We start from the raw sequence: 23,582 nt of genomic DNA on the forward strand, positions 1-23,582 counted from the left end.
AGGCTGCGCACCAGCCTGGCCGGCGGCCCGGTCGGCGGATTGGCCGCCGTCCTGCGCAGCTTGCGGCGGCGCCGCATCCGCGCCGGTACCCGGCAGTCCCGTCGAGTCGTCGACCTTGCTGGTGTCGATGTGGCGCAGCGCGTCGTCGACCGGCTTCGGATTGATCGAGCGAGGCGCACGGCCCGACGCCGCCGTCGCCTTGCCCCGCACGCTTACGCGGCCCCGTTCGCCGACGACCAGTCGCGCAGTGTTCCCCGCCGGGACCAGCCCGAGCCGCGCCGCCTTGTCAGACAGCTCCGGCGCCGAGTCGCCGGACTCGTAGGTCCGCTTCAGCGAGTCCCGCTTGTCCACCAACGACTGGTTCTGCGCCTTCGCAACGGTGAGGTCGTAGGAGTCCTGCGCCGCACGCGTCGACAACCACAACGTCAGGATCAGGCCCAGTGCGACCAACCCGATCACCGGCACGACGAATGGTGTCTGGCGCACCTGCTCGACGAGACTGCGCCGCGGCGTCCGCACGCGCCGTTCTTTGGGTGGTGCCGCGGCGCGCTCTTCGCGAGCCAGGCGGGCCGAGCGCCGATCGACGGCGCGTTGAGCCGCACGCGAGCGGTTGGGCCGCTGCTGGGCGCCCGCAGTCTGACGCCGCCGAGTCGGCGGGTCGAGTAGCGCCAGTGCACCGGTCTGGTTCTCAGCGTCCGCCTGGTCGCCGCGCTTGTTCCTCATCGCACTCCCCCTTCGGCCCCGTCGGGGGCGATTCGCTCGATGGCACGAACGCGTGCCGGCGCCGACCGCGGGTTGGCCTCGATCTCGTCATCGGTCGCCTGCTCGGCACCGCGCGTGACGAGCGTGAATCGCGGTGCAGTCCCTGGCAGTTCGACGGGCAATCCGGCCGGTGAACTCGAGCGGCACCGCTGCGCGAACTCGCGTTTGACGATGCGGTCCTCGAGCGACTGGTAACTCATGACGACGACGCGCCCACCCACCGCGGTCGCGTCGAGTGCGGCCGGCAGGGCTGCGCGCAGAGAGTCCAGCTCGCCGTTGACCTCGATCCGCAGCGCCTGAAAGGTGCGCTTCGCCGGGTGTCCACCGGTCCGACGCGTCGCGGCCGGGATAGTCGCGTACAGCAGGTCGACGAGCGGCCCGCTCGTCGTGAATGGCTGAGTACGGCGCGCGGCCACCACCGCCGAGGCGATTCGGCCGGCGAATCGCTCCTCGCCGTAGTCGGCGAGCACCCGCGCCAGATCTCCGTGGTCATAGGTGTTGAGCACATCGGCTGCAGTTATCGGGTCGTCTGGGTTCATCCGCATGTCCAGCGGCGCATCGACGGAATAGGCGAAGCCGCGGTTGCGCTGGTCGAGCTGCATCGAGGAGACGCCCAGATCGAAAAGCACCCCGTCCACGGCCGTGACGCCGTCGTCGCGTCCCGCCGGATCGGCAAGCACACGGTCGAGTTCGTCATAGCGGCCGGCATTGACCGATGCGCGGGGACCGAAAGGTGCCAGGCGATCAGCCGCGGCCTTGCGTGCGGCGCCGTCACGATCGATACCGATGACAGTGAGCCCGGAGAAGGTCGACAGGAGGAGCTCGGAGTGGCCGCCGGCGCCGAGCGTCGCATCGACGACCACCGCACCTTCGCCGGTGGAGCTGAGCCGCGTCACCGCCGGCGTCAGCAGATCGATGATCCGATCCGCCATCACCGGGATGTGCCCGTGGTCACCGCCGCTCATCGCGCGCCCTTCTCACTCGTCCGGACCTGCGGAGTGGATGAACCGGGGTCCCCGCCCGATCGCGGACCTGGCGCTGGGGAAGTGCGTCAGGGCCCGATCGGGCGTAGGCCTCGTCTCACCCACGATGGCGGTCACGGGGCTCATTCGGTTGTCTAGAGCAGGGCCTCGAAGGCATCGGATCCCGCTGCTGAGAAGTCCTCCTCGTGCTCTGCCTGGTAGGCCTCCCACGTCTGGGCGTCCCAGATTTCGAGGTGGTCGAAACTGCCGATCACCACGCACTCCTTGGACAGCCGCGCATACGACCGGTGATCGGGCGACAGGGTGATCCGGCCCTGCCCGTCGGGTCGCTGCTCGTCAGCGCTGGCGAAGAAGTACCGCTGGTACGCGCGCGCCTGCGGATTGTTGCGCGAAGCCGCCCTCGTCTTCTCCGCAAGAGCGTCGAAGTCCTCGAGTCGGTAGACGGCGAGGCTGTTGTCCTGGTTGCGCGTGACCATCACCCCTCCTGCCAATGCGTCTCGAAACTTCGCGGGCAACGTGAGCCGCCCCTTGTCGTCCAACTTCGGCGTGTAGGTGCCGACGAGCCGCTGACCCGTCATGTCGCACCTCCTCGACCGCCGACTGGTTCAACGTCCGGTTCGCCGTTCCAGTAACCACACTGTACCCCACTTTCCACCACTTTCCACCCATTCAACCCATCAATTCTGCGTGCGTCTGCTGTAACTGCAGGTAGATGGATAGAAGTTGAGTGGGGGAATCCGCGGCCGCAAGGACTCTTTGGCCCGGCAGCTGAGCTTCAGGAGGGATAAAACACCGCTAAAGTGCCAGGTGAGATGAATCAGATGCCCTTAGTGGTGGAATGTGGGGAACCTGACGCGATGGCAGTGGGGCAAGGTGGGGACACAACGACGAGGGCCGCGCATCGCATTGATGCGCGGCCCTCGTCAATGAGCCTTGCCCGCCGAGCGGGCCTGGATTACTCCTCGTTGAACCGTCGGTTGAAGCGGTCTTCCATGCGTTCGGAGAGACTGCGCGCCGACGCGGTCGGGCGGGATGGCCCGCCGCGCCCGTCCACCGACTTCAAGGACGGCTTTCCTCCGCGCAGCGCGAGCAGTCCGGCGCCGAACATCACGAGGAAGCCGATCAGGCTGAGGATCGGGAACCCGCCGACCTGCACGCCGGCCACTATGCCGCCTACGAGCAGTGCGAGTCCGACGAGAAACAGGACGACCGCCTGCGCACGCCGACGGCCGGGCGCCAGGCTGCGCCTGTGGACAGTCGACGCGAACTTGGGGTCGTCCGCGTACAGCGCACTCTCGATCTGGTCGAGCATGCGCTGCTCATGTTCGGAAAGTGGCACCGACCCCTCCTTCACTGCATTCGTGGTCGTAGAACTTCAATGATACGAGGTGAACGACCGAACGACCACACTTCGCCCCCCGTTGATCCGATGACGTGGCCATCGGCTCTATCAACGATCACGCACACATCATGCCGACCGGGACTGCCGCACACTGGTCGAAGGTGTCCGGCCCTGCTCGTAGCCGGCCAAGGTGTCTTCCGCAATGGCAATAAGCCCGCTGAGTCGAATCCGCATCCGTGCGACGACCGCCTGGTCCACCTCGCGGACCAGGCCGGTCTCTACACGCTGACGCAATGCCGAGTGGCCGGCGAAGAAGGCCGCGTCCTCCCCCAGTGCTGCATCCGCGCCCGACTGCGCCTCGAGGCGCACCCACGCGCTGCGCTGACCACGTGGTGCCCGCCGCCGGGATTCCAATACGACAAGGACCGCCCCGGCGGCCCGTAGCGCAGCGAGGTAGTACAGCCTCAGCCGCTCAGCGTTGCCGACGACGATGTCGCCCTCATCGGCAATCGCCACCGCCTGGTCGAGCAGCCGGTGCGCATCGGCCACGATCCTCGGCTCGATCACCGATCCCGCTCTCGTCGCCATTCCCGCCTCCTCTCGGCCGGTTCCCGTCTTCCTCAATCCGAACGTTATCCGCGAAGTCCGACATTCCCATCGGTCCGGACAGGGCCCGCGGCTTCCCTCCGCGGGCCCGGCCCGTCCAGTCGGCGAATGCGACCCGGTCTCACTATCGAACAAATATTCGACTACGTCAATGCTAGCGTGATCCTGCGGTGCGCTCAACCGCCATCACGACGCAGCGAAAGGCCACCAGATGACCGAGGAGTCGATCGGCGCGCCGGTCGACGTCACCGTGGTCCGCCTCACCGGCGGCGATTCACACATCTGGCTGGACCCGGCCCTGCACGTCTACGTCACGGCAATGGGCTATCCGCGCGGCATCGAGGGCCAGCGCAAGGCACTGTGGCGCGATCACATCGCCCGCCCCGGTTGGAGCGCATTCGGAGCAGTCGCCGCCGTCGACCCGGCCCGCTTCAGCGGGTCACTGCTGCGCCGGTCGGCCACCGTGCACTCCCTGCAACAGCGGCGCCTGCGCCACGGACGGATCCGCGGCGGCGCGCACACCGAGGACGTCCTCGTCGGCATCGCCTACGGCTACCGCGGCGCACCGGACCAGTGGTGGAACCAGCAGCTGCGAATCGGTATGCGCCAGGCCGGTTGCCCCGCTGATCGCGCTGCCCGCCTACTCGCCGACTATTTCGAGCTCACCGAATTGCACGTTCATCCCGACGCGCAAGGCCGCGGCGTGGGGCAAGCCCTCCTGCGCGCCCTGCTCGCCGACCGCACCGAATCCAACGTCCTGCTGTCCACCCCCGAGGTCGCCGGCGAGGAGAACCGGGCGTGGTCCCTCTACCGCCGCTTCGGGTTCTCCGACGTGCTCCGCAACTACACCTTTGCCGGCGATCCGCGCCCGTTCGCCTTCCTCGGCCGCGAACTGCCGCTGCCCGTCCCCGATCCCCTGCATCCCGGACGACCGAGGTGACTCGGCGCTACGACGCCGTCGTCGTCGGTGCCGGCCACAACGGACTCATCGCGGCGGCCTACCTCGCCCGTGCCGGACGCTCGGTCTGCGTGCTTGAACGCGACGCGATCCCCGGCGGCGCCGTCTCAACCGTCGAGCGCTTCCCCGGCTATCGCGTAGACCGCGGGTCGTCGGCGCACATCATGATCCGGCACACGCCGATCCTCGACGAGCTCGACCTGTACCGCCACGGATTGCGCTATGCCGATTGCGACCCGTGGGCGTTCGCCCCGGCCGAAACTGACGACGACGAGCCGATCGTGTTCCACCGCGACCTCGCATCAACCTGCGCCTCCATCGAACGCTCCTGCGGCCGCGTCGATGCCGACTCCTACGCGCGCTTCGTCGCGCAATGGGCGCCGCGGGCCCGGGCGACGATGGCGGCGTTCGGGCACGAGCCGACACCCACCCGTTTCGCCGCCACCTTCGCCTCGAGCGGTCTACGCACACCCACCGCGCGTGAGTCGTTGCTGGACCGGCGCATCGGTGCGCTGTCGTCGATGTCGCAGGACATGATGAATTCCGGCGATGCCCTACTCGACCGCTGGTTCAACTCGGAGCGACTCAAGGCCGCACTCGCCTGGTTCGGCGCGCAGTCCGGACCACCCACCGACCTACCGGGGACCGCCCCGATGGTCGGCTTCGCCGCTCTGATGCACGACATCCCGCCCGGACGCGCGATCGGCGGCAGCGGCGCGCTCACCACAGCGCTGTGCGCCGCACTCGCCGCCGACGGCGGGAAGCTGGTCACCGACTCCCCCGCCACCGCACTGCGGCGCCGCGGCGACGACTGGGAGGTGGTCGACACCTCCGGCACCGTTACTACGGCGCGCCACGTCATCGCCGCGTGTCATATCGGCGCGACACTGGACCTCCTCGCGGCGGGCGGTCATCGAGCCGACCAAATCGACCGCTGGCGCCGCGCGATCGTCGTCGGCAACGGCATCGGCATCGCCGTGCGGCTCGGTACCACCGCCCTGCCGGCCTATCGGAACACCCCGAGCGGCCTGCCCGCCCACGGCATGCACAGCGGGTTGGGGCTGCTGACGACCGAACGGGCACACCTGCGCCGCGCGCACGCCGCCAGCGCCGTCGGCGAGCTTCCGGCACGACCGGTCGCATTGCCGATGGGCTTCTCCGCACTCGACCCCAGCATCGCCCCCGCCGGCCGCCACCTGGTCAACGTGTGGGCCCAGTGGCATCCGTACCGCTTCGCCGACGGCGGGTCCTGGGCGGATCGGGCACGTACCGCGGCCGACGGGGTGATCGCCGAGATCGACCGCTACGCCCCCGGCTTCGCGTCGACGATCGAGCACTGCTACATCCAGACGCCCGCCGACCTCGAATCCGAGCTGGCCCTGCCGGCGGGCAACATCATGCACGTCGAGATGACAATCGACCAGATGTTCGGGTGGCGCCCACACCCCGACCTCGCCGGGCGGTCGGTACCCGGGGCCCACGGGCTGGTCTTGGCCGGTGCATCGACGCATCCCGGCGGCGGCGTCACCGGGACCAGTGGCCGCCTCGCCGCCCGCGCAATCCTGCACCGAACATCCAAGCGGCGCGGCCTCGGCACCACAGCCCGCACCATCTGGCACGATTGACGGCGTGTCGACGCACCCGCTCCGCCGATCGCCCGCCCGCCTAGTCGCCGTGGCAGGCTCCGCCCTGCTCCTGATGGCCCTGTTGTCGGGGTGCCTGACCAGGTCGGAGACAGTCGGCGACCGCTTCTCCGGCGAGATCATCGTCGCAACCACGCCCGATAACTCCGCCGGTATCCCCCGCCTGGACATCCCCCAATCGATGGCCAGCCAGGTCTCGGTCTCCGATTTCACCGGCACGATCTCCGACACCGGCTCGGTGACCACTCAGCGGCCGGACACGGAGACGCAGGCGCCTACGCAACCCCAAAAGCTGCCCACCAAAGTCGGGACCCGCGCCACCTACCACTCGCTCACCGCCGGACAGTTCGGCCAGCTCGGCGACATCATCGCCGCGTCGTTCACGGCTTCGAACGCGGCGATGGACCTGGCCACGACGCGCAGTGGCGATGCAGTCCGACTGACCGGCACCGCCGACTTCAGCGGTCTGGTCGAGGGTCGCGACGTCGTGTTCTTCTCGGTCACCTTCGGCGGCGAGATCGGTGGGACCAACGGCATCGAGTACGGCGACAACTCGGTGTCGTGGGTGATTCCGGCGGGCAAGTCGAGTGATCTGACCGCCGATGCGCGCTACCCCGACCCCGCGGTCGCAGCTCTGCCGAGTTGGTCGCTGTTCCTCGCGTTCCTGTGTGTGCTCGCCGTCGCGTTCGTCATCTGGTACGCCCGCCGCGAGCACAAGGCTGACACCACGCCGCGTCCCGGCGCACTCGCCAAGTGACCGACCTCGACGTCGCGGATCTCGTCCACGCTCGTCTGAGCGAGGTGTTCGCCGCCGCCCGCAGTGACGCCGCGGACATCGGCGCGCCGGTCGTGGCTGCAACCGACTCGTTGGCCGGGTTCGTCCTCGGCGGCGGCAAGCGCGTACGCCCGCTGTTCGCCGACGCCGGTCGGACCGTCGCGCACGGCGACGACCGGGTCGTGCGTCCGGCCGATGACACCGACGACGCGCTGATCGGGCTGGGCGCGGCCCTCGAACTCGTCCAGGCGTGCGCGCTCGTGCACGACGACATCATCGACGCATCGGACACCCGGCGCGGCCGGCCGACGGTCCATCGCGCCTTCGCCGCGACACACCGCGAGAGTGACTGGCAGGGCGAGTCCGACCGGTTCGGCGAGTCGATGGCGATCCTCATCGGCGACCTCGCCCTGGCCTGGGCCGACGACCTGGCGGCCGCGGTACCGGCCCGCATTGCACCGGTATGGGCGAGGATGCGCACCGAGGTGCTGTCGGGCCAGGTCCTCGACATTGCGAACGAAGCCGCCCGCGACGAGTCGCTCGCGGCCGCGGAGCGGGTCATCGCGTACAAGACGGCCGGCTACACCGTGGCCCGCCCGCTCGAACTGGGTGCGGTACTCGGGGGCGCGGATGAGTCGCTCGTCGCGCAGCTGCGCATCATCGGTATGCAACTCGGACTGGCATTCCAACTCCGCGACGACCTGTTGGGCGTCTACGGCGATCCCGCCGTGACGGGCAAGCCCTCCGGTGATGACCTGATCACCGGTAAGCGCACCGTGCTGATCGCCGAGGGGCTGGCCCGCGCCGACGATGATGCGGCCGCACGCTTGCGGCGACTCCTGGGAACTGACGTGTCACGCGGCGAGCTCGCCGATGCACGGGAGATCCTGACTGTTTCCGGCGCACAGGGCGCTGTCGAGGCCCGCATCGAGTCCGCTCTGGGATCGGCGCTGGGCGGAATCGACGCCCTGCCGACGTCGCCGCCGGCCCGGGCCAAGCTCACGGCATTGGCCCATCGGATCACCCACCGGGCCGCGTAGGTGGCCGGCCTTCGACGCGTGTCCGGGCCCACCGCCCGCGTGGTGGTTATCGGCGCGGGACTGGCCGGACTCTCCGCAGGTCTGCACCTGCGCGGTGCCGGACACGAGGTGACCGTCGTGGAGGCCGGCCCGGAACCGGGCGGGCTCGTCCGCACCGAGACGATGACCGCCGGCGACGGATCGGTACACCGCTTCGACACAGGCGCGACGATCCTCACGATGCCCGGGCTCGCCCTCGACGCGATGTCCGCGGTCGGCGTCGAGAAGTCCGATGCCCTGGCTCGACTGGACCTGCGCCCGGTCGACCCGTCCTACGTCGCGCGATTCGCCGACGGCGCTGAACTGGCCGTCGCGGCCGATCGGGCACAGCGGATCGCCGCGGTCGCCGATGTCTTCGGGGCCGACGCGGCCGCCGGAGTCGCGCGCCTCACCGATTGGCTGACCGACCTCCACGAGACTGAGTTCCCCGCGTTCATCGACCGCAACCACGACCGACTGACGGACTTCGTCCGCGGGGACACGGGGCGGGCAGCGCGCCGGCTGGTCCGCCTTGGTGCCGTCCGGGGTCTGACCGGTGCGATCAGCCGGTTCGTCGCCGACGAACGGCTGCAACGGGTCTATTCGTTCCAGGCGTTGTACGCGGGGGTCCCGCCGGCTCGGGCGGCGGCGGTCTACGGGGTAATCGCCCACATGGACATCGGACTGGGCGTCAGCTATCCGACGGCGGGGATGGGCCGACTGCCGCAAGTGCTCGCCGGTGCACTCTCCGACGCCGGCGCCGTACTGCATTGCTCGACTGCAGCGGCGCGTCTGCAGCGACAGGGCACGCGGATCACCGGTGTCGTGGTGCGCACCGCAGACGGTACCGAGGAGCTGCTGCCGGCCGACGCGGTCGTGGCGGCGTGCGGCACGTCGGCGCTGGCCGGCCTCGTCGGGACAGACGGCCCCGGTCACGCCCGCCGCCGCGCGATCCGCTACTCCCCGAGCGCGGTCGTGGCGCATCTCGCCGTCGACGCCGGGCAGACTGCGCGATGGCCGGGCAGTCATCACACCATCGACTTCGGGGCGGCGTGGGCGCAGACGTTCACTCAGATCGCCCCGCGCAGGCCGGGCCGAGGCCGGTTGATGAGCGACCCGTCGGTGCTGATCACGCGTCCGTCGGCCACCGCACCGACTGGATTCACCACGTCCGGGCGCGAGTCGGTGTCAGTGCTGTGGCCGTGCCCGAACCTCCATGCCGCGGACCTGCCGTGGGCCGAGATCGCCGACGAATACGTCGCAGGGTCGCTGACCGCACTGGCCCAGCGCGGATATCCGGGCATCGACGAGGCACCTGTGCTGCGGATCGACACGCCGATGTCATGGGAACGACGCGGGTATGCCGCGGGCACCCCGTTCGCGGCTGCCCACACGGTGCGGCAGACCGGCCCGCTGCGCACCCCCAACCTTGCGCCGGGCTGGGACAACCTGGTGCTCGCGGGTGCCGACACCGTGCCCGGCGTCGGTATCCCGCCGGTGCTGGTATCGGGCCGACTGGCCGCCGACCGCATCACGCCGATGCCCGCGCGCGGCCGAGCGTGGTGACCGCGGCCGTCTACGATCGCAGCGTGACCATGCAACCGGCCCCGTGGTGGCGCAGATGGGAGTTCCCCGTCGGCGCGGCCGGGTCGGTCCTCGTGGCGCTCGGCGCCTTCGGTGTCGCCGACATCCCGCGGATCAACACCGTCGCACAAGACGCCGGGCTGGCCTGGTTCACCTACGGCCACGGGAAGACCCTCGCCGCGGTCGCCTTCTGGGTCGGTGTGACGATCCTCGTCTACTGCTGGGTTCGGATCGGGCGCCTGGTCGCCCACACCGGCCCCGACGTGCCCACCGTCGGTCAAGTCCAAGCGGCAGTACTCACGTGGGCGGCCCCGCTGACCATGACGGTGCCCATCTACAGTCGCGACGTCTATGCGTACCTGGCCCAGGCCGAGGTGTTCCGTGCCGGCTTCAATCCCTACTCCGACGGTCCGGTGCACCAGCCCGGACCGATGCTCGACTCCATGGCCCAGGTGTGGGCGGCCACCACAGCGCCCTACGGGCCGACTTTCATGTGGCTCGGACGCGGCGTCGCCTCCCTGGCAGATGGCAACGTGATCCTGGGCGTCCAGCTGATGCGGGCGGTCCTGATCCCGGGCCTGTTGCTGAGCCTCTGGGCGGTGCCACGCCTGGCCCGCCACTTCGGCGCCTCCCCCCAGCAGGGACTGTGGTTGGCGCTGCTGAACCCGATGATCCTCATCCACCTCGTCGCCGGAGCGCACGTCGAATTGCTGATGATGGGCGTGCTGGTCACCGGCGTCACGCTGGCGGTGCTCGGCCGCCCGGTCAGCGGGCTCACGGTCCTCGGGCTGGCGGCGACGATCAAGATCACCGCCGCCATCGCGATCCCCTTCATCTTCTGGATCTGGTTGGCCCACCTGCGCGAGAAGGACGGGTCACCGTTGTCGCGGCGCCGCACCGCAGGGGTGTTCGCCGCCACCGCCGCCATCCCGGTGGCTGTTTTCGCCGTCATCACTGCGGCCAGCGGTCTGGGGCTGGGCTGGTTGACCGGCCTGGGTTGGGCGGGTCGCATCATCAACTGGTTGTCTGTTCCGACCCTGGTCGGCCATGTGATCACGTGGATCGCGGCACCTTGGCAGGCGTGGAACCTGCAGTCGGTACTGGTGTACACCCGTGCGGTCGGGGCGGTGGCGCTCGCGGTGATCCTCGTGGCCCTGTGGGTCCGGTACCGGCAGACCGCGCGGCGCGCCATGGCGGGCATGACCCTGGCCATGCTCGCGGTCCTGCTCCTCGAGCCGTCGACGCTGCCGTGGTACTACACGTGGGTCCTCTGTCTGGCGGTCGCTTTCACTCTTCCCCCATGGGTCCGCGCCGTCGTCGTGGCGGCGTCGACCATCCTGCTGATCGTCTTCCAGCCCGACGACTCGATCGTCTTGTACAAACCGGTCGAACTGCTGGTGGCCTTCGCACTCGGCGCACTGGCCGCCGCCTCCCTGCTGCGGCCCGACCCGTTGCGACTGCGCCGGCTCCTGCGTGGCGAGGCCTCTTCCCCCTGATCGGCGACGCGGGACGGTAGTCGAATTAGAAGGCCGCCGCCTGGGCGCGGCGGATCACCTCGCGCGCGGAATGCGTATGCAGCGCCGCCGCCGGGTACAGCCCCAAATCGTCGATCTCGGTGAACAACCACCGCATCGCCTCGTCACGCGAGAAACCGCCGTCGAGGAGCACGTCGACGAGGCCGTTGAAGTGCTTGGCGATGCCACCGTCGTCGAAGAACAGGGCTGGGACGACGGGCTCACCGCCGCGCGAGCACGCGAGTAGGTGATGGTCGCGGATCAGCGTCCGTACTCGGTTGGTCGAAACACGCAGACGGGCGGCGACCTCGCCGAGCGTCAGCGTCTGTGCATCCTCGGGCAGGAAATCCTCGGTCAGTGGCAACGAACTCACGCGCCCAGCGTACCCACCCGCCCGTCAGCCCTTCCGCCGCGCACCGCCCTGTTGTGCCTCCCGGGCGCAGGCCTGCCGACCCGGTAGATTCGCAGGGGTGAAACCGGGCCCGCCTCCCTACGCCGCGACACGCGACGATCCGCTGCTCGGATCGCTCGTCGACCGGCGCTACCGGATCGACGCACTCATCGCGCGCGGCGGGATGAGTGCGGTCTATCTCGGCCGCGACCAGCGCCTGCACCGGCCGGTGGCAGTCAAGGTGATGGACGCCGCCTACCGCGACGACCCCGTCTTCCTCTCGCGGTTCGAGTTCGAGGCGCGCGCGGTGGCCGGGCTCAAGCACCCCGGCCTGATCAATGTCTACGACCAAGGCATCGACGACCAGGTCGTGTTCCTCGTCATGGAGCTCGTCGAGGGCGGCAGCCTGCGCGAGCTGTTGCGCGAGCGCGGCCCGATGCCCCCGCACGCGGTGTCGGCCGCGCTGGGGCCGGTCCTCGGCGGTCTCGGCACCGCCCACGCGGCGGGCCTCGTCCACCGCGACGTCAAGCCCGAGAACATCCTGATCTCCGATGACGGCGACGTGAAGATCGCCGACTTCGGCTTGGTGCGGGCTGTCGCCGAGGCGGGCATCACCTCGGCCAGTGTGATCCTGGGCACCGCCGCCTACCTCTCACCCGAGCAGGTGGAATCGACACGGGCGGACGCACGCTCGGACGTGTACTCGACCGGCGTGGTCATGTTCGAGCTGTTGACCGGGCGCACCCCGTTCCACGGCGACACACCGCTCGGCCTAGCCTATGCCCGGTTGACCTATGACGTGCCCGCCCCCGGCGACGTCGTCGACGGTGTCCCCGCCCAGTTCGACGAGATCGTCCTGCGGGCCACCGAGCGCGATCCGGCCAACCGCTACCGCGACGGTTTCGAGATGGCCCGCGCTCTGGCCGACGCATCGGCGCAGCTGCGCCTCCCCCGGTTCACCGTGCCCGCCCCGCAGCGATCAGCCGAGCGGGCGACGGCGGCGCGCTTCCGAAACCGCCACCCCGGTCACGACGATGTCGGCGCGTCACCCGACCGAATCGGCCCAGGCGGCACTGCTCTCTTCGACGGCCCGCCAACGAGCCGGGGTGCCGCAGCGCCGGACGACGCCGAGCCTGCCGGGCACCGGTTCAGCATCCTCGACCTGGACGGTAGCGCTGACCACGAGGTACCCGACTTCGACGAACACGATGCCGAGGACTCAGGCAGCGCGGTGACGGTACTCGTCTGGCTGTGCCTGTACGCCGCGGTGATCGCCGCCATCGCCGCGGGCGGCTGGTGGATCGGCGCACACCTGCTGATGGGGTTGTCGCCGACCGGCTGACGCCTGATCGCCGGGCCCCGGTGGGCTAACCCCGGAGCATCTCCGCGACGAGGAACGCCAGCTCCAGCGACTGCTGGGTGTTGAGACGCGGGTCGCAGGCCGTCTCGTACCGGCCGGCCAGATCATCGTCGGAGATCTCCTGGGCTCCGCCCAAGCACTCGGTGACGTTCTCGCCGGTGAGCTCGATGTGGACGCCACCGGGGTGGGAGCCGAGCGCGCGGTGGACCTCGAAGAAGCCCTGCACCTCGTCGACGATGCGGTCGAAGTGCCGCGTCTTGTAACCGGTCGACGCTTCGTGGGTGTTGCCGTGCATCGGGTCGCACTGCCAGATGACCTTGTGTCCAGTGGCCTCCACCGCTGAAACGATCGGTGGCAGGACCTCGCGCACCTTGGAGTTGCCCATCCGGGCAACGAGGGTCAGTCGGCCGGGCCGGTTGTGCGGGTCGAGGCGCTCGACATACTCCACGGCCTGCTCGGGCGACGTCGTCGGGCCGATCTTCACTCCGATCGGGTTGTGGATCAACTCGGCGAAGGCGATATGAGCGCCGTCGAGTTGACGGGTGCGCTCCCCGATCCACAGGAAGTGCGCCGAAAGGTCGTAGAGCACCTGCTCGTCGCTGTCCGGGGCGGCCGCCAGCCGGAGCATGGCCCGCTCGTAGTCGAGGACCAGCGCCTCATGCGATGCGAAAATCTCTGCCGATTCCAGGCTCGCGTCGTGTACGCCGCAAGCGTCCATGAAGTTGAGGCCGCGATCGATCTCCGAGGCCAGTGCCTCGTATCGCGCGCCCGCGGGCGAGGTCCGCACGAATTCACGGTTCCAGTCGTGCACCTTGTGCAGCTTGGCCTCCGACCCCGTCAGCGCTCGGACCAGGTTCATCGCCGCCGCGGCGTTGGCGTAGGCACGCACGAGGCGCGACGGGTCGTGGGCGCGGCCGGCGGCGTCGGGCGGGAACCCGTTGATCATGTCGCCGCGGTAGGACAGCAGGCCCAGCGAGTCGGTGTCGGCCGAACGGGGCTTCGCATACTGGCCCGCGATTCGGGCCAGCTTCACCACGGGCGTGCTCGCGCCGTAGGTGAGGACCACCGCCATCTGCAGGAGTGTGCGGATGTTCCCCTTGATGTGCGGCTCGGTGTTGTCGGCGAAAGTCTCGGCACAGTCGCCGCCCTGCAGCAGGAATGCTTCGCCGCGCGCCACCTGCGCCAACCGTTCCGACAGGGTTTCGACCTCGGCGGGCATGCAGATCGGCGGTACGCTCTCGAGCACTGTGCGCATCCGGGCGGCCTCGTCGGGCGACCAGCTCGGCTGTTGCAGGGCAGGACGCGACATCGCGTCCTCGAACCGCTGCTGCAGGTCTCCCGGCAGCGGAGGCAGCACGGGCAGTTCGTCAATCGGCACGTCGACAGTCCAGTTCACCACGCCAACAGCGTAGTGGACCGGCCCCGCGACCCCCGACCCTAGGTGCCGACTATCGACCGCCACTTGGCGAGGTTGTGCCGTGCGTCGGCGAGGGCGTCGTGCGCGTCGGCCGGCCGGTCGGGCAACGTCGGGCGCCCCGCCTCTTCCCAGAGCTGGCGTAGTTCCCGGGTGTAGCGGGGAATCGCCCGCGGCAACTCCGTCATCGGCCCCCACAGCTGGCACAGGACGACGTGGTCGTACGCGCCGGTCCACGCCCACAACTCCACGGGTCCGCTGTCGGCGGTCAAGAACTCCAACAGGTCATCGCGGATGCGACGACGCGTTCGCCATACCTGCGACGACGGGGACGGCAGCTTCGGCAGCACGTTCGCCCGCACCCAGCTCCCCGCCCGATCGGGGTCGAACTCGGTCGACACCGCGTAGTATTCGCGGCCATCGTCGCCGACGACGCCGATCGACACCAAATCGATCGTCCGACCGTCCTCGATAAACTCCGTGTCGTAGAAGAAACGCATCACCCCAACCTATCCCCGAGAAACCCGGCTCCCATGACGACTCCCCCGCTGACGCCGCGCGCCGACCATGCGCGTGCGCGCTTCCTGGCGCGCCTGGACCGCTGGCAGCCGTCGCGGGCCGCCGTCGTCGCCATCTGCTTTGTGTTCGCCGCTTCGGCGACCATGCAGGTCACCGGAGTACCCTTCACGCCCGGATTCGGTACTCGGACCCTGTTCGACCTCGACGTCTATCGACTGGGGTCCATCCTCTGGCGCCAGCACCAATCCTTGTACGCGGAGGGCTCGATGCCGTTCACCGCCGACGGGATCTGGCTGCCGTTCACCTATCCCCCGTTCGCCGCAATGATGTTCGTGCCCCTGGGCCTGATGAGCCTGACCGCCGCCGGCGTCGTCGTCACGGTGACCAGTTGCCTGCTGACCGTCACCATCCTGGCGGTGACCCTGCACGTCCTGGGTGTCGGGACACCGGCCGGGCGCTGGTGGGGCGCGACAGCGCTGGCCGCCGTGGTGATCTGGACCAACCCGTTCTGGATGACGCTGGGCTTCGGGCAGATCAACGTCATCCTCATGGCGATGGTCGTCGCCGACGTGTTTCTACTCGGTGCGCGCACGTCGCGGCCGGATTCACCATGGCGCGGGGTCCTGGTGGGCCTGGCCGCAGCGATCAAGCTGACACCGGCAGTGTTCGGACTGGTCTTCACCGCGCAACACCGCTGGCGGGCCGCCGTTGTCTGCGCCGGCGCCTTCGTCGCCGCCGGTGCGATTGCCTGGTTGTGGCTGCCCGTCGATTCGGTCGACTACTGGACCGACACGCTCCTGAACACCTCTCGCATCGGCGACTTGACCGAAGGCATCAACCAGAACCTGAACGCGCTGTGGTTCCGCATCCTCGGCGACACCTCCACGCAGTCCATCTGCTGGCTTGCCTCGGTCGGGGCCGTGACCGTCCTGTTGGCACTGGCGGTGCGCGCCAACCTCCCCGGCCGGGCCAACACGGCGACCGATCGGGAACTGCTCCTGACCGTCACCCTCGCCGTGGCCGTGTGGGGACTGCTGGTCTCCCCCACGTCCTGGGGGCACCACTGGACCTGGGGAGTGGTCGCGACGCTCGTCGCGGCGATCCTCGCCCTGCGGGCCGACGACCGGCTCCGCGTCGGCGCTTACGGGCTGTTGGCAATCGTGGGAGCCGTCGTCTTCGCCATCGGGCCCTACCAGCTGCTCCCCACCGACACCGCCTATTGGTCTCCGGTGGAGCAGGTCGTCGGCAACGCCTACATCCTGTGGGGCGTCGCCTTCCTCATCGTCGTGTGGCTCCTGCCCTGCCGACGCGCACCGGCACCCGACGCGGACGACTGAGGGGCTCAGGCTGCCGACGGATCGGGGCTCTGCGCCTTGAGGATGTCCTCGGGGGTGTTGCCGGTGTTCTTCAAGTCGGCGGCATAAAGATCCACGTATTGCTGTCCCGACAGCTGCATCAGGTCGTACATGATCTCGTCGGTGACTGCGCGCTCGATGAACCGATTGCCACCCATCCCCTCGAACCGCGAGAAGTCCAGTGGCTCGCCGATGCGCACCTCCACGTGCGCGAACCGAGGGATCACGGTGCCCGGCGGGTTGAGATCGTTGGTTCCGACCATCGCGACCGGGATCACCGGGACACCCGTCTCCAACGCGAGCCGGGCCAGACCCGTCTTGCCCTTGTAGAGACGTCCGTCGGGCGAGCGGGTCCCCTCCGGATACATCCCCATCAGGTCACCCTTGTCCAGCTGGCGCCGGGCGGCATCGAGCGCACCGGCCGCCGCATCGGCCCCGGTGCGGTCGATCGGGATCTGACCGGTGGAACTGAAGAACCACCGCTGGAATGCACCCTTGAAACCAGTCCCGGTGAAGTACTCGGACTTGGCGAGGAAGTACATCCGCCGCGGGATCATCAGCGGCAGGTAGAAGCTGTCGACTACCGCGAGGTGGTTGCTGGCCAGGATTGCCGGTCCGTGTGCGGGAAGGTTCTCCAGACCCGTGACCTTTGGGCGGCCGATCAACCGCAGAATCGGACCCATCAGCACGTATTTGAACAGCCAGAACCACATGGGCAAGAGCCTACCCGGCCCGATCGTGCGGAGTGAGTCGAGTCAGTCGCGCAGGACGGCGCGGGCGAGCTGCGCGTCGCCAGCCGTCCGGGTGGCGGTGGCGCCGTCGGAAAGCATGGTTCGTGCCACCTCGGCGGCACCGATCATTCCGGCGGACTCGCCGAGCTGGGTGCCGCGGATGCGGGCCAGGGTCCGGTATCCGGCACCGGTCAGCATCGCCGCGTATTGTTCGCGCGCATCGTCGAGGTACAAGCCCGACGCACGGCCCACGCCCCCGGCAATGACGATGAGGTCCGGGTCGAACACGTCGGCGATCATGGCCAGGCCCTGCCCGAGGTAGGACGCGAACGACGCGAACGCCGCCAGTGCCAGCGGATCGCCCTCGTTGGCGGCCGCGGCGATGCGCCGACCGGTCACCGAGCCCGGATCCGCGGCCGATTCGTCGGCCAGCTTGGACCGGCCCCACTCCGCGTCGGCCAGCAATTCGACGACGGTATCGACGAGTGCGGTCCCGCTGCAATACCGCTCCCAGCAGCCGCGCTTGCCGCAGGAGCACGGCCGGCCGTCGGGCACGATGACGATGTGACCCAGTTCGGGTGCCACGCCGTAACTGCCGCGGTAGAGGCGGCCGTCAAAGACGAGTCCGGCGCCGATTCCGGTGCCGATGGCGAGCACGAGCGAGTTCTGCCCGTGCCCGGCTGCGCCGAATCGCCATTCCGCGACCGCGGCGGCGTTGGCGTCGTGTTCGGCGAAGACCGGTAGGCCCACGCGCGCCGACATCTCTTCGGCCACCCGGGCTTCGCGCCACGGCAGGTGGGGGGCGAAGCGGACCGTCGAGCGGTCCCGGGTGAGGAAACCGGCGATGGCAAGGCCCACCCCGGACACCGACCAGCGTGACCCCAATTCGCCAACCAGGCGGTCCAAGCAGTGTTCGAGCGCCTGCGCGGTCGCTGGCGTCGCCGCGCGCAGCGTGTCCATCGACTCGCCCCTGTCGTCGACGACGGCGGCCCGAATACTCGTGCCGCCGATATCGATGCCGATGGTCAGATCGCTCATGAGTCGTCGCGCCCGATGGCGACGGTGATGGCCTGGTAAGTCGTCGCCGGTGGCCCCGAACCGTCCGCGGGGGCGGCGCGCAGCATCTTGACCAGTGCCTCCAAGATGGCGATCAGCGTGGCGATGAGGCGCGCCAGAAGCTCCCCGACCTCGGCGAACAGCACAGAGAGCTCGCCGGACAATTCGGTGGCCAATCCCTCGGCGAGACCGCCCGAGTGCGGCCCCAGCAGGCCGGCGACGTCATCGATCTGCGCGGCCAACCCGCTCAGTAGGTCGCGCGCGGCATCCACGACGGCGTCGATGGAACTCGCGTCGCCATCGGTACCCGGATCTCCCATGGGATGAAAAGATACCCGATCACCTGGCCGGGGGCTCCGGCCGCGGTCATGCCGTCGGGCGTTCCGGCCACACGGCGGGGTCGGGGGTGAAGCGGATACGAACCTCGTCGTCGTCCCAATCGGCACCGGCGACCTTGCAGCGGCGCAACACCGACGGGAGCCGCACCGGGAACCGGAAGCCGCTGATCGTGACCAGCAGGTCGTCGCCGGCTCGCCCGAGGCCGAACCTGGCCGGATCCGGCAATGGCTGGTGCCATCGCATCTCATACAGCGCATCCAACCCGCTGCCCGCGATGCGCGAGACCTGGGTGTCGGCGGTACCGACCGGATTGCCGCCGGGACTGTCGAAGCTGACGCCCAGCCGCCGCAGCCGCGCCACTCGGTCGAGGGTCTCCGGTGCCGCGCCCACCGCCACGGTACGTGCGCCGAATCCGTCGGCCACCGCCGATGCGAGCTCGGCGAAGCCCGGTTCGGGAAGGCGGGCGGTCCCGTCGTTGCCGTACACCGATCGCACCGGCAGCGCGGACAGCGCCGCCAGCGCGGCATAGCGCGGGAGCTGCCGTTGGCCGCGGAGGCCGGTGTCGACGACGAGGTGCGCCGCCGTCGTCGCCGGGTCGGACAAAAGGTCGCGCACGTCACGACAGTCCCGGTCGAGCTCGTCGACGGCCGTACTCACCTGCGCCAGGATCGGCCGTTCGGCCGCCGCAGCGAGACGGCGGTGGCGCGGCCACAACCGGTTGATGATCTGGCTGAGCACCGCTGGTGCGCGCACCAGCGCGAACGGGTCACCATAACCGGAACAATCGACGACGATGCTGCCCCAGCGCCCGCTCGTCGCCTCGTCCCGGATCCGCCGCCACAACAGCAGCTCCTCGAAGCCGGGCAGTGCAGTCAACTCCCCCGGCGCCACCGACGTGAGCACCGACAGCACCGGCAGGGTCGGTCCGACTCCGGCGGAGGAGACGGCATCGACGAAGACGCCCCAGGCCGATTCGGTCACGCCCAAGGGGTCCAACGCCAACAGGCTCGCGTCCGCGCTGATCGGAATCGCTTTGCCCGGCGCCGGGTACACGCCCACCACGTCGGGGACCGGCGAGTCGCGATCGATCGTCACCAGCAGGGTGCTTCGCGAGTCCGGGCCGAGCAGGCCCGCTGTCCGACCAGCGCCGCGACGCCGGTCGACGGCGCCCGCGGCGGCAACAGCGGACACCCCGGCCCCGCCCGGACCGAGGACGAGCTGGATAGGAGTGAGGTCGATCAGCCTTCGACCCGCTTCTTGAGTTCGTGCAACGCGGAGGAGATGATCGCTTTCTCCGCGCGACGCTTGAGCTGGCCGATGACCGGTACGCGCAGATCCACCATCAACTCGTAGGCGACTTTCGTCGACCCGGGCGCCTGGGCGACGAGGGTGTACCGGCCGCGCTGTTGCTGCTGCAGGTCACTGCTCACCAGGTCCCAGCCGACCGACAAACCGTCCTCTGCCCAGTCGTATTCGAGGACGTAGGTGTCCTTGAGGACTCCGGCGTCCAGTTCGAACTGCACCTTCGCGGCACGACCGTCAGGACGGGTCTCGATGATGCGCGCCTCGCGCGCAGCCGACACCCAGTCGGGATAGTGGTCGAAATCGGCGATCACCGCCATGATCACGTCCGGATCAGCGCTGATCACGATGGACTGCGCAGTATGGTCAGCCACGCACTCCTCCTGTCGTACCTGCCTCGGCGGCGGCGGCCGGGTCGCCCGGGGAACGATGCCGCTCCAGCCGGGATTTGATCTCGAACGCCATTACTTTGCCCGCCACCCGCCGGCGGCGATTCGTCTCGGCCAATTCATCGTAGAGTGCGCGCGGCCGACGCGGGAGTGCTCCCGTGGGCTCGCCGTGCAGGAAGTAGTGCAGGACAAATCCGTCCATCACCGGTTCGCACCACACCTCCATCGTGCCCTCGATCGGGCCGGTGACCGTCCACCGCACGCCCGCCTCAGCGCGGTCCTCGACGACGGTGAGTTCGAGGTCGGGCCACCATCGGGCCCACTGCGAACGGTCGCCGAGCGCTTCGCGCACCGATTCAGGTGCGGCAGCGACGAAGGTCTCGTCAGCAACCTGGATGCTCGTCACGCCCTCTAGCTTCACACACCACCGCGGCGACGCGACGCCTGGGCTGCCCGGATACGATATTCAACGCTGAAGGTTCACCGCTGAGTCCACCCGCGAAAGGCCGGTCCCGTGCCATCCGAATACTCCGTGTCGGCGCCGTTCACGATCCCCGACAGCAGCAATTGCACCGATATCCTCTTCGACCTCGCGGCCAACCATCCGAAACGGGCCGTCATCCTCAACAAGGGCACTCTCGGGTGGGCACCCCTCGATGCGCAGACCGCCGCGCAGCGGGTCACCGAAATCGCGAAGGGCCTCATCGCACAGGGCATCAAGCCGGGCGACCGCGTCGCGCTGCTCAGCGCGACGCGCACCGAGTGGATCCTGCTGGATTTCGCGATCTGGACGGCCGGAGCGATCACCGTCCCTGTCTACGAGACCTCATCGGGACCGCAGATCGATTGGATCTGCAGCGATTCCGAAGCCGTCGGCATCATCGCCGAAAGCGACGCGCACCGCGCGATCATCGACACGACGACGACCGCTGCCGGCCTGGCCCACCACTGGCAGATCGATCCGACGGGCGAAAGCCCCGGTGCGATAGCCGAGCTCGTCGAGGCCGGCAAGGGCGTTAGCGACGAGGAGGTGGCCGCGCGACGGCGATCGCGACATGCCGACGATCCGGCAATCCTCATCTACACGTCGGGGACCACCGGGCGCCCCAAGGGGTGCATGCTGACACATTCGAATCTTCTCAGCGAGGTTGAGGGCGTCCTGTCCAGCGGACTGAAGCCGCTGCTCGTCCCGGGCAAGCGCCTGCTGATGTTCCTGCCGATGGCACACGTTCTGGCCCACGCGATCACCCTGGTGGCACTGCGCGGCGGCGTCTCCGTCGGCTTCTTCAACGACATCCCGAAACTTGTCCCCGAGTTCGCCGTCTTCCGCCCAACGATCATCCTCTCGGTGCCGCGGGTGTTCGAGAAGGTGTTCAACACCGCGCGTCAAAACGCCCACGACGGCGGGAAGGGCAAGATTTTCGACGCCGCGGCGGCCACCGCCATCGAGTACAACGCGGCCCGTGAATCCGGTTCGGTCGGCGTAGTGCTGCGCCTGCGACACGCGGTGTTCGACCGCCTCGTCTACGCCAAGCTGCGTACCGCACTCGGCGGTGAGTGCGAGCTCGCCATCTCCGGCGGCGCCCCCCTGGGCGCCCGCTTGGGCCACTTCTTCTCCGGTGTCGGCATCCCCGTGTACGAGGGCTACGGCCTGACGGAGACCACCGCGGCGTTCTCGGTGAACACGCCGGGTGCGGTGAAGGTCGGAACGGTCGGCCGTCCGTTGCCCGGCAATGCGGTCCGCATCGCCGACGACGGCGAGATCCTCCTGTCTGGCGGCGTCGTCTTCACCGGCTACTGGAAGAACCCGCACGCCACGGCCGAGTCGATCACCGACGGCTGGTTCCACACCGGCGACATCGGCAAGGTCGACCGCGACGGATTCCTGTCGATCACCGGCCGCAAGAAGGAGATCCTGGTAACGGCCGGGGGCAAGAACGTCTCGCCGGCCGGCCTCGAGGACGTCATCCGAGGCAACCGCCTGGTGTCACAGGCACTCGTCGTCGGCGATCAACGGCCGTTCATCGGCGCGTTGGTCACTCTCGATCCCGAGGCGATCGCCGCGTGGAAATCCGACCACGACATTGCCGCCGATACCCCGATCTCCGATCTCGTTGACGATCCCCGACTGCGCGCGGAGGTCCAGTCGGCGGTCGATGATGCCAACACCACGGTGTCACACGCCGAGGCGATCAAGAAGTTCCGCATCCTGCCCGTCGACTTCACCGAGGAGACGGGTGAGTTGACTCCAACGCTCAAGGTGAAGCGCAACGTGGTGACCGAGCGGTTTGCCACCGACATCGAGGCGCTCTACGCGAAGTAGGCAATGCGCAGTGATCTCAGCGCAGGGAATGCGGAGATCAGGCGTTGAGCAGTCGCACCAACCGTGCGGCGATCTGGGACCACTGCCACTGCGCTTCGACGAACTCGCGGCCGGCCGCACCCATCCTTCGCGCGCGCGCCGGGTCGGACAGGACCGTGACCACCGCTTCAGCGATTTGCGACACCGACCGCCCGTCAACGACCAAGCCGGTGCGCCCGGCGATCACCGTCTCCGGCGCGCCGCCGGAGTCTCCGGCGACAACGGGCACCCCGCAGGCTGAGGCCTCCAGGTAGACGATGCCGAGTCCCTCGACATCCAGGCCGCCCCCGCGGGTGCGCGACGGCATCGCGAAGACGTCGGCGGCACTGTGATACTGCGCCAGCTCCTCCGACGGTACCGAACCGGTGAAGACGATGTTCTCGCCGTCGCCGATGGCGGCAGCCAATTCCCGCAGCGTAGAGCCGTACGGACCGCCCCCGACGACGAGCAGGACGGCATCGGGAACCTGTTCGCGAATCGCCGGCAGCGCGCGGATCAGCATGTCCTGCCCTTTGCGCGGCACCAGCCGCGACAAGCACAGCACCACCGGCTTGTCGCCCAGTCCGTGGCGTTCGCGGATCGCGGCACGTGCAGCCGCGTCGGGCACGAAGCGCTCGGTGTCCACCCCCGGCGGCAGATACTCCAGCGCAGCGTGCGGACCGAAGGCCGATGCGAAGCGCCCCCGCGTGTACTTGCTCACGAACGTGACGGTGTCGGTCGTCCCGCCGATGGCGCGTAGCACCTGCCGGGCCACCGGCAGCATCGACCAGCCGACCTCGTGACCGTGCGTCGAGGCCAGCACGCGATGGGCACCCGCGCGGCGCACCACCGGCGCCAGCAGCGCCAGCGGGGCGGCGGCGCCAAACCAGACGTTCTCGATCTCGTGCTCGCGCACCAGCCGCGCAGCCCTCCGCGCCACCAGCGGCGTAGGCAGCATCAATGTCGTCGGGTGGCGCACGACGGTGTAGGGCGCCGCCTCGTCGAAGTCGAGGTGCGACCGGCCGCGCCAGCGCGGCGCGTACACCACGACCTGTTCTGGCGGCAACAGGTCGACGAGATTCTGCAGGTAGGACTGGATGCCGCCGGGTCGGGGCGGGTAGTCGTTGGTGATGAGTAGGGTGCGGCCGATCGACGCCGGG

The 23,582-nt window shown here is 69.2% G+C and carries 24 protein-coding genes; 9 read left to right on the forward strand and 15 right to left on the reverse strand.

Annotated features, from left to right (window positions below):
• The 5 genes from B4L26_RS02555 to B4L26_RS02575 all read right to left on the reverse strand — a co-directional run.
• The coding region (locus tag B4L26_RS02555) for a hypothetical protein (protein ID WP_290715473.1) at positions 1-723 on the reverse strand (723 nt) is incomplete at its 3' end.
• A complete protein-coding gene (gene rsmH / locus B4L26_RS02560; RefSeq protein WP_290715476.1) occupies positions 720-1,727 on the reverse strand; it encodes a 16S rRNA (cytosine(1402)-N(4))-methyltransferase RsmH in 1,008 nt (335 codons plus the stop codon). The genes B4L26_RS02555 and rsmH, both read right to left, overlap by 4 nt.
• A 152-nt stretch (positions 1,728-1,879) precedes the next feature.
• Complete coding sequence (gene mraZ, locus B4L26_RS02565) at positions 1,880-2,323, reverse strand: division/cell wall cluster transcriptional repressor MraZ (RefSeq protein WP_290715478.1); 444 nt, start codon at positions 2,321-2,323, stop codon at positions 1,880-1,882.
• Between the two features lie 377 nt (positions 2,324-2,700).
• Entirely contained in the window at positions 2,701-3,084 is a 384-nt protein-coding gene (locus B4L26_RS02570) for a DUF3040 domain-containing protein (protein WP_290715480.1), read from the reverse strand.
• Positions 3,085-3,213: 129 nt separating this feature from the next.
• Positions 3,214-3,675, reverse strand: coding sequence for an SAV_6107 family HEPN domain-containing protein (locus B4L26_RS02575; protein ID WP_290715482.1), 462 nt, complete (start codon positions 3,673-3,675; stop codon positions 3,214-3,216).
• Between the two features lie 229 nt (positions 3,676-3,904).
• Between B4L26_RS02575 and B4L26_RS02580 the strand changes: the two genes are divergently transcribed.
• From B4L26_RS02580 to mptB, 6 genes are read left to right on the forward strand one after another with little or no spacing between them, the layout of a single operon-like run.
• The gene (locus tag B4L26_RS02580) at positions 3,905-4,633 is read left to right on the forward strand and encodes a GNAT family N-acetyltransferase (protein ID WP_290715485.1); all 729 of its coding nucleotides are present in this window, start codon (positions 3,905-3,907) and stop codon (positions 4,631-4,633) included.
• Positions 4,630-6,276: a phytoene desaturase family protein gene (locus tag B4L26_RS02585; RefSeq protein ID WP_290715487.1), complete on the forward strand. Its 1,647-nt coding sequence runs from the start codon at positions 4,630-4,632 to the stop codon at positions 6,274-6,276. Before B4L26_RS02580 ends, B4L26_RS02585 begins: the two co-directional genes overlap by 4 nt.
• Before the next feature lie 49 nt (positions 6,277-6,325).
• On the forward strand, positions 6,326-7,051 hold the full coding sequence (locus tag B4L26_RS02590; RefSeq protein WP_290715489.1) for an LppM family (lipo)protein: 726 nt from the start codon (positions 6,326-6,328) through the stop codon (positions 7,049-7,051).
• Complete coding sequence (locus B4L26_RS02595; RefSeq protein WP_290715491.1) at positions 7,048-8,109, forward strand: polyprenyl synthetase family protein; 1,062 nt, start codon at positions 7,048-7,050, stop codon at positions 8,107-8,109. Before B4L26_RS02590 ends, B4L26_RS02595 begins: the two co-directional genes overlap by 4 nt.
• An 18-nt stretch (positions 8,110-8,127) precedes the next feature.
• Positions 8,128-9,693 carry a phytoene desaturase family protein gene (locus tag B4L26_RS02600; protein WP_290715493.1) on the forward strand — a complete coding sequence of 522 codons (1,566 nt, stop codon included), beginning with the start codon at positions 8,128-8,130 and terminating at the stop codon, positions 9,691-9,693.
• Between the two features lie 29 nt (positions 9,694-9,722).
• Positions 9,723-11,207 (forward strand): polyprenol phosphomannose-dependent alpha 1,6 mannosyltransferase MptB, encoded by a 1,485-nt coding sequence (gene mptB, locus B4L26_RS02605; protein WP_290715530.1) that lies wholly within the window; start codon positions 9,723-9,725, stop codon positions 11,205-11,207.
• Between the two features lie 25 nt (positions 11,208-11,232).
• Here mptB and B4L26_RS02610 read toward each other — a convergent pair whose 3' ends face one another.
• Positions 11,233-11,598: an Rv2175c family DNA-binding protein gene (locus tag B4L26_RS02610; protein ID WP_290715496.1), complete on the reverse strand. Its 366-nt coding sequence runs from the start codon at positions 11,596-11,598 to the stop codon at positions 11,233-11,235.
• A 97-nt stretch (positions 11,599-11,695) separates the two neighbouring features.
• Between B4L26_RS02610 and B4L26_RS02615 the strand changes: the two genes are divergently transcribed.
• Complete coding sequence (locus tag B4L26_RS02615) at positions 11,696-12,958, forward strand: protein kinase domain-containing protein (RefSeq protein ID WP_290715499.1); 1,263 nt, start codon at positions 11,696-11,698, stop codon at positions 12,956-12,958.
• Between the two features lie 25 nt (positions 12,959-12,983).
• On the opposite strand, the gene B4L26_RS02620 is transcribed toward B4L26_RS02615, so the two are convergent.
• Both B4L26_RS02620 and B4L26_RS02625 read right to left on the reverse strand, forming a co-directional pair.
• On the reverse strand, positions 12,984-14,375 hold the full coding sequence (locus B4L26_RS02620) for a class II 3-deoxy-7-phosphoheptulonate synthase (RefSeq protein WP_290715501.1): 1,392 nt from the start codon (positions 14,373-14,375) through the stop codon (positions 12,984-12,986).
• 38 nt (positions 14,376-14,413) lie between these two features.
• Positions 14,414-14,890 carry a polyadenylate-specific 3'-exoribonuclease AS gene (locus B4L26_RS02625; RefSeq protein WP_290715503.1) on the reverse strand — a complete coding sequence of 159 codons (477 nt, stop codon included), beginning with the start codon at positions 14,888-14,890 and terminating at the stop codon, positions 14,414-14,416.
• Positions 14,891-14,923: 33 nt separating this feature from the next.
• Between B4L26_RS02625 and B4L26_RS02630 the strand changes: the two genes are divergently transcribed.
• Positions 14,924-16,246, forward strand: a complete 1,323-nt coding sequence (locus B4L26_RS02630) for a glycosyltransferase 87 family protein (protein WP_290715505.1) — start codon at positions 14,924-14,926, stop codon at positions 16,244-16,246.
• A gap of 5 nt (positions 16,247-16,251) precedes the next feature.
• Here the strand turns inward: B4L26_RS02630 and B4L26_RS02635 are convergent, their stop codons facing one another.
• The 6 genes from B4L26_RS02635 to B4L26_RS02660 all read right to left on the reverse strand — a co-directional run bounded on the left by B4L26_RS02635 (position 16,252) and on the right by B4L26_RS02660 (position 20,487).
• A complete protein-coding gene (locus B4L26_RS02635; RefSeq protein ID WP_290715507.1) occupies positions 16,252-16,977 on the reverse strand; it encodes a lysophospholipid acyltransferase family protein in 726 nt (241 codons plus the stop codon).
• Between the two features lie 42 nt (positions 16,978-17,019).
• Complete coding sequence (locus B4L26_RS02640) at positions 17,020-18,033, reverse strand: ROK family protein (protein ID WP_290715509.1); 1,014 nt, start codon at positions 18,031-18,033, stop codon at positions 17,020-17,022.
• A complete protein-coding gene (locus B4L26_RS02645; protein WP_290715511.1) occupies positions 18,030-18,371 on the reverse strand; it encodes a hypothetical protein in 342 nt (113 codons plus the stop codon). The genes B4L26_RS02640 and B4L26_RS02645 overlap by 4 nt, the downstream gene beginning before the upstream one ends.
• Before the next feature lie 46 nt (positions 18,372-18,417).
• Entirely contained in the window at positions 18,418-19,485 is a 1,068-nt protein-coding gene (locus B4L26_RS02650) for an ArsA family ATPase (protein ID WP_290715513.1), read from the reverse strand.
• Between the two features lie 143 nt (positions 19,486-19,628).
• Positions 19,629-20,066 carry an SRPBCC family protein gene (locus B4L26_RS02655; RefSeq protein ID WP_290715515.1) on the reverse strand — a complete coding sequence of 146 codons (438 nt, stop codon included), beginning with the start codon at positions 20,064-20,066 and terminating at the stop codon, positions 19,629-19,631.
• On the reverse strand, positions 20,059-20,487 hold the full coding sequence (locus B4L26_RS02660; RefSeq protein WP_290715518.1) for a hypothetical protein: 429 nt from the start codon (positions 20,485-20,487) through the stop codon (positions 20,059-20,061). The genes B4L26_RS02655 and B4L26_RS02660 overlap by 8 nt, the downstream gene beginning before the upstream one ends.
• A gap of 108 nt (positions 20,488-20,595) precedes the next feature.
• On the opposite strand from B4L26_RS02660, the gene B4L26_RS02665 reads away from it, so the two are divergent.
• Positions 20,596-22,404: an AMP-dependent synthetase/ligase gene (locus B4L26_RS02665; protein WP_290715520.1), complete on the forward strand. Its 1,809-nt coding sequence runs from the start codon at positions 20,596-20,598 to the stop codon at positions 22,402-22,404.
• Between the two features lie 37 nt (positions 22,405-22,441).
• Here the strand turns inward: B4L26_RS02665 and B4L26_RS02670 are convergent, their stop codons facing one another.
• Positions 22,442-23,572 carry a glycosyltransferase family 4 protein gene (locus B4L26_RS02670; protein ID WP_290715532.1) on the reverse strand — a complete coding sequence of 377 codons (1,131 nt, stop codon included), beginning with the start codon at positions 23,570-23,572 and terminating at the stop codon, positions 22,442-22,444.
• Between the last annotated feature and the right edge of the window lie 10 nt (positions 23,573-23,582).

The sequence above is a fragment of the Gordonia sp. UBA7599 genome (assembly GCA_002477755.1).
Classification (GTDB): domain Bacteria; phylum Actinomycetota; class Actinomycetes; order Mycobacteriales; family Mycobacteriaceae; genus Gordonia.